This is a genomic window from Clostridium chromiireducens, from assembly GCF_003575225.1.
Lineage (GTDB): Bacteria > Bacillota > Clostridia > Clostridiales > Clostridiaceae > Clostridium > Clostridium chromiireducens.
In genome coordinates, this window is record NZ_QXDJ01000002.1 from 205,058 (window position 1) to 217,383 (window position 12,326).

Sequence of the window (12,326 nt, forward strand, 5' to 3'; positions counted from 1 at the left end):
ATTGTTAATCACTTTTATAACATTAATCAAAAAATAATCAAACTAAGTATAGCACAAAATCAAGGTATTGCGAAGTATCTAAAGTGAAGCGTGAACAACCGAAATAGAATACATATATGTTCCACAGGACTATGAAAAATTTCACTGAGCATATCTAAATGGAAAGTTGCATCCACTTCTACATGTTCCTGTGGCAAGCACAGGACAAGCAGAAGTGGAACAACTTCCTATTAAGATATGCAACATCTCATTTTTCAATGCCTGTTCCACATATATGTATTCTATTTCTTTGGTTTGCTGTCACTTTAGTTATTTCGGAAATGCCTAATCTAGAAAAATGGAATATATTTTATGGAAGGTTGGGAATATGCACTTTAAAAGTGAAAGAATTAAATGCTTTAGTTGGCCTTACGCAATTGTTTTATTGTTGAATATACAATATAATTAAAGGTAATAAAGAAATTTACGAGGTGTTATTATGATAAAGGTAACAGTTAACATAAATGGTATGAATTATAATTTAAAGGGTGAAAAAGACGAAAAGTATTTGTTGGGTGTGGCAAATTTCGTTGATTCGAGAATTAAGGAAATAACATCTAAAAAAGCTGGTCTTAGTTCAACCGCGGCATCTGTTTTAGCCGCTGTTAATATTGCAGATGAACTTTATGAATGCGATTTGGAATTAGACAAAGCTACAAAACGAAAAAGTGAAATTGATGAAGAAAATGTTTCGTTAAAACATAAAATAGAAATTCTAAATTTAGAATTAGAAAAATCCAACAATGAGAAATTAAATATCAAAAATGATTTTGAAAGAAAAGAAAAAGAATTACTTTTAAAATATAGAGATGTAGAAGCGAATTTTCAATCATTGAATGATACAATAAACAAGCTAAAAGCAGAGAACGAAAAAATGCAAAAAGAAAATAAGCTAGTAAATGAGGAATTAAAGAAAAATAAGAATGCCAGCATTGTGCTTAATAAAGAATTTAGTGAATTCAAAGAAAAGAATAAACTTCTTTATAAAAAAGTGGACGAGGCTAAAAATAAGGAGCATAGATTAAATAAGCAATTGCAACAGTCTAATGATCAAATAAATAGTTTGAATAATGAAATAACTAATATTAATAAAGAAAAAGAGAATATTTATAAAGAGTTAAATATAATAAATGCTAATAACTTTGGATTAAGCAAGGAAATTGAAACTCTTAATAAAGTTAAAAAAGAGTTGAATGATGAAATTTTAGCGTTAAAAGAAAAAAACGTTTCAATTGAAACTAGTTCTTATGATGCGTTCCAAGATTTTAAAAAAGCAAAGGCAGAGTTGGAAGCTGAAATTAGCAATAAAGAATCTATTATCAAAGAATACAACGTATGCAAAACAAATCTAGAAAACTTAAATGAAGAATATTCTATATGTAATAAAGAATTGAAAGCATGTAAGGCAAGCTTAGAAGAGCAAATGAACATTAATAATGCAATTACATCTGAATTTAATGAGGAAAGAGAAGCTTTAAATAAAAAAGTAGAAGAATTAGCATTGAATAAAGAAAGTCTAAGTAATAAGATTGTGGAATTATCCGCAAAAGAAAAAGAATTAAGTGAGTCTTTAAAAATAGAAATAGAAAAGGTCAGCGAATTAAACAAGAGAGCAGAGATGAGTGACTTAGAAAACGATGATCTTAAGAAACAATTAAATGATTTATTTGAGGAATCAGATAAGGAAATTACAGAATGCAAGGAAGAAATAAATAAGATAAGTAAGGAAAATGAGAGTTTAACGAGTCTTGTTAGTTCATTAAGTGAAGAAAAAGAAAGTTTAGAAAGTAAAATTAATAAGCTAACTGAAGAGCAAGATAGATTAAACAATGATCTTGCTAATATGAGTGATATTAATGATAGATTATCACAAGAAATAGAAGAATATGATAGAAGAAAACTAGCTTTAGAAGATGAGATTAAAAAGTTAACTTTAGAACAAGAAAATTTCAATAAGGAAAATAATAAACTTATTGTAGTTAATGACGAGTTATCACAAGAAATAGAAGACTATAGATTAGAAAAAGCTATCTTGGAAGAGGAAATTAATTCATTAAAAGAAAAACAAAATACCTTAAATAATGAAATCAGCAATATGAGCTATGAGAATGATGAGTTAACTAAAAAGATAGAGACAAGCGTTATAGAAAAAACTGCATTAGAAAAGGAAATTGGTAATTTAAAGGAAATGCAAGATAGCTTATATGATGAAATAAATACCATCAAAGATAATAATATTAAGTTAGAAAAAGAAATAGAAGCAAGTACTTTAGAGAAGGAAATCCTAGAAGAGGAAATTAATAAACTAACAGCAGACGAAAATATTTTAAATAATGAAATCATTCATTTGAGAAATACAAATGATCAGCTAATAAAAGAGATAGAAAAATGCAATAGAGAGAAAGAGATTTTACAAGAAGAAATTGAGATCATAAGAAGTAATCATGAAAAAGTGAAGCAGGAAGCTAATGAAGTCCATGAAGAAAATCAAAGACAAATGGAACTTAAGATTAGTGAAATAGAAGAAATAAGTGAAAAGCTAGAAGCTACTGAAGCTACATTAAGAAGAACTAAAGAAGAGCTTGGAAGTAAGGAAAGAGCTGTAGCTAGATTAGAAAAAGAATTAGAAGATAAAGAAGATATTTTCTTAAACTTAAAAAGGCAAATAGAATTTAAAGAAAAAGATTTAGATGCTAGCAAGAAATCTATGGAAGACTTAAAAGAAGAAATTTCGGCTTTAGTTAAGGATAAGGAAGTATTAGCTGATTCCAATAATAAATTTACTCAAGAGTCTTTAAACTTCACAAATAGATTATTTGAATTGCAATCTCAAATAATAAATAAAGATATTGAAATTACAAGACTAAAAACAGAACAAATAGGACCTATTGTTCGCAAAAGGTAATATATAACCAATATGTGACTTAGACTTATGCAATAACTCGCCGAAAGAGAAGGTGCTCTGTTACTCGGTTGCTGGAAAAAATAATTGTGAATTTCTATCATTAAAAGTTGCACCCATTCTTGCATGTTCCCGAGGCAAGCTCGTGACAAGCAAGGATGGAACAACTTTTAATGAAGAAATGCTAACAATTATTTTTAAAATAGCAACGCTGCGTAAAAGAGCACCCTCTCTTTCTGGTGTGTATATATTTCAAAATATAAATTAATTATATAATTAGGTTATATCCCTACCTATGCATGCGCAAAAGGTGAAGATTCTACTAGGATGATGTGATACTGATTTCTAGTGTTGGAAGTTGCATCTATCAGTGAATTTTACTGAGACACGCAACAAGATTATTTAACTTCTATTTCTAATTTACCAGTATCATCAATTTTATTAATAATTACATTAGATTTTCCACTATAACCTTTTTCTAAGTATCCGACTACAGATTCTTCAAAGGAATTACCTTTATTATCTTTGTATGTTAAAATTATTGCATTTTCTCCTTGAATATTATTAGTATCAATATTATATTTCCAAGATTTATTAGGTTCTATTTGTGGAATAGTTTTTATAGTATTACCAACGTAATATTTTAGTTCTAAATTTTCAATGGTTTTATTAGTATTATTGTCAATAGAGATTGTATACCCACTATTAAAACTAAATTTGAAAACACTAATAACTACTATTAAGAATACGACTAATACGATAATTATAATATTATTCTTTTTACTCATAAATCCCTCCTACTTACCACATCATATTAAATTATATCATAAAGCATTCCAATGTCATTATGACTTATTCTGCCTATACATATTGCTTTTAATATTATATTTATTATTCCTATCATCGTGAAAAGCAAGAATGGAACAACTTTTAATTACTATTCTGTGAAATAATATTTAGAATATGAGTATACTCATATTGATGTCATATGAAAATAAGGCAAAAATTTAAGAATAGAAATTAGAGTACATATATTGTATAATTATTTATTTAATAGAATATTTGACTGTTTGAGATACAATGGTTAAAATTTAATAAGGTATGATAGAATAACTATATTATAGAAAAAAGAATGCCAACAGGAAAATAGGAGGCATTTTTATCTTACGTTTTAATTCTCGTTTGCCACTAAGGAGGAAAATATGAGGAGAATAGAATTACTAGCTCCAGCAGGCAGTATGGAAAGTTTAATTGCAGCTATAAATAATGGAGCTGATGCAATATATCTTGGAGGAAATAAGTTTTCAGCTAGAGCTTATGCCTCAAATTTTGATAATGATACTATGATGAAAGCTGTAGACTATGCTCATAGTTATAATGTAAAAGTGTATGTTACTATGAATACGCTTCTAAAACAGAGTGAACTTAAAGATGCTTTAAAATATGTAGGCTATCTTTATGAAATTGGAGTAGATGCATTAATAATTCAGGATCTTGGATTAGTTAGTTTAATTAGAGATGTATATCCTAAATTTGAACTTCACGCATCAACACAAATGACAATTCATAATGCAGAGGGTGCCTTATATTTTAGAGAAAAGGGCCTTGAAAGAATTGTTTTATCAAGGGAGCTTTCTTTAGATGAAATTAAATACATTTCAAAGGATTTAGGCATTGAGACGGAGATATTTGTTCATGGTGCTTTATGTGTATGTTATTCAGGCCAATGTTTAATGAGTTCAATGATTGGTGGAAGAAGCGGAAACAGAGGAAGATGTGCGCAGCCTTGCAGGATGCAATATACTTTAATAGGTGAAACTTCAGGTGAAAGAAAAGGATATTTATTAAGCCCTAAAGATACTTGTCTAATTGAAGATATTGAACCGATTATTAAAAGTGGAACTGCTTCTTTAAAGGTTGAAGGAAGAATGAAAAAGCCTGAATACGTAGCTGGTGTTACAAGAAATTATAGAAAATCTATTGATAAGGTATTAGTAAATACAAAATTTGATTTACAAAAGGGAAGAAATGAATTAGCACAATTATTTAATAGAGAAGGTTTTGCTAAGGCGTACCTTTATAAGAATACTGGAAAAGATATGATGAGCTATAATTACCCTAAAAACACTGGAGTATTTATAGGGCAGGTTTTAAGTAGCGGAGAAATAAAATTGGAAGCAGATGTTGCTTTAGGTGACGGAATAAGATTTGCTGACGATGGATTTACTTTAAGCAAAATCTTAAAGAATAATAACGAAGTTAAGGAAGCTTTTAAGGGAGAGACTGTAAAGTTATTTCCTACTGGAGGATATAAAAAGGGATATAGATTATTTAAGATGTCCGACAAAAAGCTTTATGATGAGTTAAATGAAGATTTAAAACCATATAAGAAGAAAATAGGTTTAGTAGGTGAAGTAGAGTTTAAGGCTAATGCTCCACTTTGTATAAAAACTAAATTTAATAAAAAAGAATTTAAAGTTTATGGAGAAGTAGTAGAAGAAGCTACTAATAAGCCGCTAACAAGGGAAAGAGTGGAAGAATCCTTAAAGAAATCAGGAGAAATTCCATATAAATTCGATAAAATAGTTTTTGATACATTTGATGATGGATTTATAAGAATAGCGTCAATAAATAATCTACGAAGAGAACTATTTGAGAAGATATTAAAAGAAGGAGTAAGCTCATATAGAAGAAAAAGAGATGAAGAAGCTCCTAAAGCAAAAGAACTAAAATCTCAAGAAGATTTAGGATATATTTATAGCTGTATTACAAAAGATCAGTTAAAGGCATTAAGTGAAAATAAAAATGTTAAAAATGTAGCATTAGATATATTCTTTAGCAGACAAAAAAATGCTTTGAAAAAAGAAGATTTAAAAAGCTTATATGAACAAGAATCAGGAGATAAAAATATTTACTTAAAAGTTCCGAGTATCATTAAAGGTGAGTTTAATAATATTGTTAAAGTGATAGATGAGATGATACCTTATATAAAGGGGATAATTACATCTAATGCCGGAATATTAAAGCTTTATAAAGATAAACTATTTATAATAGGGGACTATAAGTTAAATATATTCAATAAAGAAGCAGCTGAATTTTATGCTGAAGATATAGATATTCCTTTTATAAGCTTAGAATTAAACAGGAAAGAAATAAAAGAAATAATGAAGAATATGAATTCTAAAATTGGAATTAATATTTATGGTAAGACTGAGCTTATGGTTAGCGAATATTGTCCTATAGGAAGCACTTTTGGAAATAAGTCTTCTAAAAAGGAGTGTAATGGGGCATGTATGAAGGATACTTTCAGGTTAAAAGATAGAATGAATGAAAGTTTTAGTCTGCTAGCGGATAATAGTTGCAGGAGTTATATATTAAATTCAATAGCAACAAATCTAATTGATGAAGTAGAAGAACTTAAATCTTTTAATATTAACAATTTTAGAATAGATTTTAAGGATGAGAGTTATGAAGAAGTTAATGAGATTTTAAATCAAATTGCTCATGGAAATAAAAATGAGAATAAACAGTATACAAAAGGTCATTACAGACGTGGAGTTGAATAAACAGATAACTAGGAACAATTAACAGTTGTCTGTGAATGAAGAGTTTAATTTGTATTTCCAATCTTGTAAAGGGATGAAATACAAATGTAAGATCGTAAATATTAACTTTTAATTGAATTAAGGGATGTGAATAAAATGAATGAACGCTCTTTAAGAGTATTGGAGTTTTATAAAATTAAAGAGAAAATAAAGAAATATGCAAGAACCAATGCTGGAAAAGCAATGGTTGATAAACTTGAGCCATATGATAATATGTATGAAATAAATAATAAATTAGAAGAAACAGATGAGGCTCTTGAAATTTTAATAACAAAAGGAAATCCACCCCTTGAAGGACTAGCTGATATACATGAGGGAATTGAAAGAGCTAAAAAAGGTGGTACTTTATCTCCAGAACAATTATTAAAGGTTGGCGGAATGCTTAGAGCTACTAGAACTATGAAGGAATTTTTCCAAAGGGAAGAAGCTGAAAAGGCGTATCCAAGACTTGAAGATTTAGCATACATACTAGTTCCGATAAAGGCACTTGAAGCTGAAATAGAAAGAGCAATAGTTTCTGAGGATGAAATTAGTGATAAAGCCAGCCAGACTTTATATAATATAAGAAGAAGTCTTAAAGAAAAGAATTCTTCAGTTAGAGAAAAAATAGGCTCTATAGTTAGAAGTAATTCAAAGTATCTGCAGGATGATTTATATACTATGAGAGGCGATAGATACGTAATTCCTGTAAAGTCAGAATATAAAAGCCAGGTTCCAGGACTTGTCCATGACCAAAGTTCAACAGGAGCAACATTTTTTATTGAGCCTATGAGCTTAGTAAATTTAAATAATGAAATAAGAGAATTAGTTTTAAAAGAAAAGGCAGAAATAGAAAGAATACTTTCTGAACTTTCCTTGAAAGTAAAAAATAATTCTGATGAATGTTTAAGTAATTTAAAAGTACTTGTTGAGTTTGATTTTATATTTGCAAAAGGAAGATATGCATCTTCATTAAATGCAGTAAAGCCAATAGTTAGAGATGATGGAGTTTTTAGCATATTATCAGGAAGACATCCATTAATAGAATCTGACAAGGTTGTACCATCAGATGTTTATTTAGGTGAAGAATTTCAAACTTTAATGATTACAGGACCAAATACTGGAGGTAAAACTGTTACTATAAAGACAGTTGGATTACTTCATATTATGGGACTAAGCGGACTTTTAATACCTGCTAAGGATAATTCATCTATAGCTTTATTTACTGAAATATTTGCAGATATTGGTGATGAACAAAGCATTGAGCAGAGCTTATCAACATTTTCATCTCACATGACTAATATAGTTAATATTATGAAGCATGTAGATAATAAGTCATTAGCATTATTCGATGAACTTGGAGCAGGTACAGATCCAGCAGAAGGAGCTGCCCTTGCAGTATCAATATTAGAAACCTTAAGAAATAGAGGTGCAAAATTAATTGCAACTACTCACTATAGTGAACTAAAGGCATATGCTTTAAAGACAGAAGGTGTCGAAAATGCATCTGTAGAATTTGATATAGAAACTTTAAAACCAACATATAGATTACTAATAGGAGTACCGGGTAAATCTAATGCCTTTGAAATATCTAAGAGATTAGGCCTTGTTGAAGGTGTAATAAAAAGAGCTAAGGAATATATGTCAGAGGAAAATCTTCAATTTGAAAATTTAATTAGAGAACTTCAAGAAAAAAGCATTATAGCTAAGAAAGAAGCTAGAGATGCTAAGATGCTTAGAGATCAAGCAGAAGACTTAAAAAGAAAATATGAAGAAAAGCTTGAAAAATTAGAGCAAACTAGAGAAAAAGCTTATATGGATGCTAGACGTGAAGCAAAAGAAATAATTTCTAATGCGAAAGACGAAGCAGATGATATTCTAAAAGCTATGAGAGAACTTGAAAAGCTTGGAATAGAAAGTGGCGGAAGACAAAGACTTGAAGAAGAGCGCAAAAAGCTTAGAGAAAGTTTAGAAGCAAAAGAAAAAGGTATCCATAAGATGAAAGAAAATGAGGGGGAAGTAATTAGTAAGGTTAGCCTTGGAATGGAAGCATACTTACCTTCATTAAATCAAAAAGTTATTATAACATCTCTGCCAGATAATAGAGGAGAAGTTCAAGTTGAAGCTGGAATAATGAAAATAAATGTTAAGCTTAAAGATCTTAGAATGACTCAACAAACAAAAGAAGAAAAAGTAAGAAGAAAAAGAGAAGTAAAGCTTAACCTAAGCAGTGTAGAATCAAGAGTAGATTTAAGAGGTATGGATGCTGAAGAAGCATGCTACAAAGCAGATAAATACTTGGATGATGCTTATAGAGGTAATTTAGGTGAAGTAACTATAGTTCATGGTAAAGGTACAGGAGTACTTAGAAAAGCAATAAATGATATGCTTAAGAGACATCCCCATGTAAAATCATATAGATTAGGTACTTATGGTGAAGGTGGAGATGGAGTTACGATGGTTGAACTTAAAGGATAAATTATAGACTTTGATATTAGCATTAAATTGTAGTAAGATTTTGTTAAGGTAATAAAAATGTGCAGTTTACGATGAATAAATTCATTTAAAATAGATTTGCGTTGTTAATTGTGTGTAGAATAGAGGTGATCATATGTACATAATAAGTGCATGCTTGTGTGGAGTTAATTGTAAATATAGCGGGAAAAATAATCTGAATGATAGATGCTTGAAATTATTTAGAGAAGGAAAAGCTGTTTTAGTATGTCCAGAGCAGTTAGGGGGATTACCAACACCAAGAAATCCAGTTGAACTAAATAATACAGCAAGTGAAGTTATTAATGGAAATGGTAAGGCCATAAGCAATCAAGGAGAAGATGTAACTAAACAATTCTTAGATGGAGCTTATGAAACGTTAAAAATTGCTAGAGAGCTTGGTGCAACCAGAGCAATATTAAAAGAAGGAAGCCCTTCGTGTGGATCTAATTTTGTGTATGATGGTACTTTTACAGGAAATAAAATTAAAGGTAAAGGGATAACAGCACAATTGTTAGAAGATGAAGGAATGCTTGTATTCTCAGATGAAGATTTAGAGGTAAGTAATGATAAGCTAGTATATCTTAGTGAGTTCGATAGAGAAAAGGCTAAAAAGAGAAAGTTATTTGAACAAGGGGAAGAGGAATACGAAGAAGAGTATTACGATTTAACTGAGAATCTAACTGATATGTCGGATCTTCCTCCAACTGTTGAAGAGAATGTTAAAAAACTTATGATTTCTCTAGCTCGAGATCTAATGGGATTTGAAGAAACGGATGAAATTGCAGAAGCAACAGGACTAAGCATCGAAGAAGTAGAAGAAATATTAGATGAGGAATAAGTGTATGCAAACCGAAATCAGATACATGTTTGTTTCGCAAGTCTATGAAAATGTCGCTGGAAAGTTCTAAATGTCAGGTTGCATCCACTTAAGCATGTTCCCAATATTCATTGTGACAGGCTTAAGCGGAACAACCTGCCGTTAATAACTTTCAACAGCTTATTTTCAAATGATTGCTGCACAAAAATGTATCTGATTTCTGGTATATGTATGCACTTAATCATTATCGGTAATAAAAAATTATTAGTGAAAAGTTAAGAAAAAAGCCTAAAGGGTTTAAAGAAATATATATATAAAAAATACTTAGAGATTTTATTCTTAGCTTTTCACTTACAACTTGTAACTTTTCATTAAATAATAGTACATCTTTGAATTTTATCTTTGATGTGCTTAAATTTTATATAAAGGGAGTATTTAAATTGAGTAAAGAACTAGGTATACAAGAGAGAGAAATTATAATAAAAGAACTATTCTTAAAGATATTTCAAGAAAAGGGAGTATCAATAGAAGAACTAAAAGAAGCTATATGCCAATCTTATATTGATGAAGGATTTGAGTGTAAAACCTTTGATGATATACCGATTAAGGAAATGGAAACTGCAATTCTTGATTGCTATGAAGCTGGTGGACTGGCTTTTGAAAATATTGATGAGGTAATTGAACATAACTTGAAAGAAGAATAATTGATACCTTAAGATTACAAGCTACCCACAAATGGTTGATGATAAGCAATTTATAAATTTGAAATGTAAATATATGATGAAGTTTATATAATCTATTAATAAATAATTTAAAGCCTCTTGCAAGGCTTTATTTTTTTAGGAGATAAACTAACATAATCATAATAATAACGTCAAGTTATGAAGATAATAAATATACTAAAATAAATGTGGTATTTAGGTGATTGAGATGAAGAGAACGTTATATGATTATAAAGATAAAATTATGAAGCTGCCTTTCAAAGATAAATATAGTAAAGAGGAAATTTTGATTAGTGATTTATTGATTGAAAAAGATGGTGATATTGAAATATATTACTCACCTCACAATGAGTATATTAATTCTACGGCAAGGGTGTTTATAGTCGGCATTACTCCTGGGTTTCAGCAGATGAGTACAGCTATTTCTGTTGCTAGGTGTGAATTGGAAAGTTCTGATGATATTGAAAAAATTCAATATAAGTGTAAGCAGGCAGCACGCTTTAGTGGAAGTCTTAGAAATAATTTAATTAGTATGCTTGATGATGTGGAACTTAATAAGCATTTAAGGATAGATAGTTGCAGTGAGTTATTTGAAGACAAGGATTATTTGTTACATACTGTTTCTTTAATACCTTATTCTGTATTTGTAAAAGGACAAAATTATTCAGGACACACTCCAAAGCTCATAAGAAGTGAGTTTTTAATGAAGTATATTTATGAAAATTTTGTTGATGAACTGAAAGAATTAGATAATGCTAGTAATATATTAATAGTACCCCTTGGAAAATCGGTAGAGGAAGTTTTATTTATGTTATGTGAAAGTGATATTGTAAGAGAAAATCAGATTTTAAAGGGATTTCCGCATCCATCTGGAGCTAATGTAAATAGGGTTGTTCAGCTAGAAGAGAATAGAAAAAATATGACTCAAATTGTAGCTGATAATATTAAAGAAAATTTAGGATAATTAATGGTAAACCGTACCATAAATGACGTAGGTTTTCTCTAAAGTCATGGATATGAATGGGTTTAAGAGAATTAATAGTATTCTAAGCCGTATCATATCCCTAATCATTAGAAATTACTTTTGCTTGATTGGCTCTAATAAGTTTAAAGAATATTCATTTCCACAGCCTTCCAAGTTGTCATTTCGGATATGTTCTTCAAGGCATAACCTAGAACAATCAGATACTATGAAGAACTTGGATTATTAGGAAATAAAGATAATAGAGTGTTAGGACAACTTCGAGTGTTTGAAAACGAAGATATTACGCGTTTAAAAAAGATTCAGCTACTTAAAGACTTAGGACTTACTTTAGATGAGATTGGTCAAGTTACAGATTTTTATTTTATAGACAGACGGCTTTTAGATGGAAAACGTCAGGTGATACAATTTCTAAAGAGTCATATTGCAAGAGCTGAAGAGAAAATAAATGAGATAAATACGTTTAAAATGGAATGTCAGAAAAATATTTGTAGGATAGAAGCAATAATTAAATTTTCTAATTCCATTGGAAGATATTACATTAGATGCTACACCCGTAGTCGCAACAATGCTGTATATATGATGTTTTGCTTTTGTGGTGGTGCATTAGGTTCATGGTTAGGAACATTTTCTGAGGAATATTTGGATGGATTGGAGCATGTGGTGTTGGAATAATTTTTCAGATAATCGCGGTAACAATTCATATTTTGGCTATAAAACTCAGATAAGATCATATATAGAATTGATTTGCACAAATATATGTATGCTTTCTTTTGGATCTCAA

Annotated in this window: 8 protein-coding genes; 7 read left to right on the forward strand and 1 reads right to left on the reverse strand. The window is 29.6% G+C overall.

Features of this window, described 5'->3' with window-relative positions:
* Positions 1 to 478 precede the first annotated feature (478 nt).
* Positions 479 to 2,944: a cell division protein ZapA gene (gene zapA, locus D2A34_RS06210; RefSeq protein ID WP_119366056.1), complete on the forward strand. Its 2,466-nt coding sequence runs from the start codon at positions 479 to 481 to the stop codon at positions 2,942 to 2,944.
* Between the two features lie 395 nt (positions 2,945 to 3,339).
* On the opposite strand, the gene D2A34_RS06215 is transcribed toward zapA, so the two are convergent.
* Complete coding sequence (locus D2A34_RS06215) at positions 3,340 to 3,729, reverse strand: hypothetical protein (RefSeq protein ID WP_119366057.1); 390 nt, start codon at positions 3,727 to 3,729, stop codon at positions 3,340 to 3,342.
* A gap of 414 nt (positions 3,730 to 4,143) precedes the next feature.
* On the opposite strand from D2A34_RS06215, the gene D2A34_RS06220 reads away from it, so the two are divergent.
* From D2A34_RS06220 to D2A34_RS27145, 6 genes are all read left to right on the forward strand, one after another.
* Positions 4,144 to 6,507 carry a U32 family peptidase gene (locus D2A34_RS06220; protein ID WP_119366058.1) on the forward strand — a complete coding sequence of 788 codons (2,364 nt, stop codon included), beginning with the start codon at positions 4,144 to 4,146 and terminating at the stop codon, positions 6,505 to 6,507.
* A gap of 135 nt (positions 6,508 to 6,642) precedes the next feature.
* A complete protein-coding gene (locus D2A34_RS06225) occupies positions 6,643 to 9,003 on the forward strand; it encodes an endonuclease MutS2 (protein ID WP_119366059.1) in 2,361 nt (786 codons plus the stop codon).
* 133 nt (positions 9,004 to 9,136) lie between these two features.
* Positions 9,137 to 9,859, forward strand: a complete 723-nt coding sequence (locus tag D2A34_RS06230) for a 2-thiouracil desulfurase family protein (protein WP_119366060.1) — start codon at positions 9,137 to 9,139, stop codon at positions 9,857 to 9,859.
* A gap of 419 nt (positions 9,860 to 10,278) precedes the next feature.
* Entirely contained in the window at positions 10,279 to 10,542 is a 264-nt protein-coding gene (locus D2A34_RS06235) for a hypothetical protein (RefSeq protein ID WP_079439030.1), read from the forward strand.
* A 226-nt stretch (positions 10,543 to 10,768) separates the two neighbouring features.
* Positions 10,769 to 11,524, forward strand: a complete 756-nt coding sequence (locus D2A34_RS06240) for a hypothetical protein (RefSeq protein ID WP_079439029.1) — start codon at positions 10,769 to 10,771, stop codon at positions 11,522 to 11,524.
* A gap of 264 nt (positions 11,525 to 11,788) precedes the next feature.
* Positions 11,789 to 12,217, forward strand: coding sequence for a helix-turn-helix domain-containing protein (locus D2A34_RS27145; RefSeq protein ID WP_242966001.1), 429 nt, complete (start codon positions 11,789 to 11,791; stop codon positions 12,215 to 12,217).
* The last annotated feature ends 109 nt before the right edge of the window (positions 12,218 to 12,326 follow it).

Bases quoted from the DNA above. Each gene is read 5' to 3' on its own strand.
- zapA (WP_119366056.1), top strand. From the start codon at position 479: ATGATAAAGGTAACAGTTAACATAAATGGTATGAATTATAATTTAAAG.
- D2A34_RS06215 (WP_119366057.1), bottom strand. From the start codon at position 3,729: ATGAGTAAAAAGAATAATATTATAATTATCGTATTAGTCGTATTCTTA.
- D2A34_RS06220 (WP_119366058.1), top strand. From the start codon at position 4,144: ATGAGGAGAATAGAATTACTAGCTCCAGCAGGCAGTATGGAAAGTTTA.
- D2A34_RS06225 (WP_119366059.1), top strand. From the start codon at position 6,643: ATGAATGAACGCTCTTTAAGAGTATTGGAGTTTTATAAAATTAAAGAG.
- D2A34_RS06230 (WP_119366060.1), top strand. From the start codon at position 9,137: ATGTACATAATAAGTGCATGCTTGTGTGGAGTTAATTGTAAATATAGC.
- D2A34_RS06240 (WP_079439029.1), top strand. From the start codon at position 10,769: ATGAAGAGAACGTTATATGATTATAAAGATAAAATTATGAAGCTGCCT.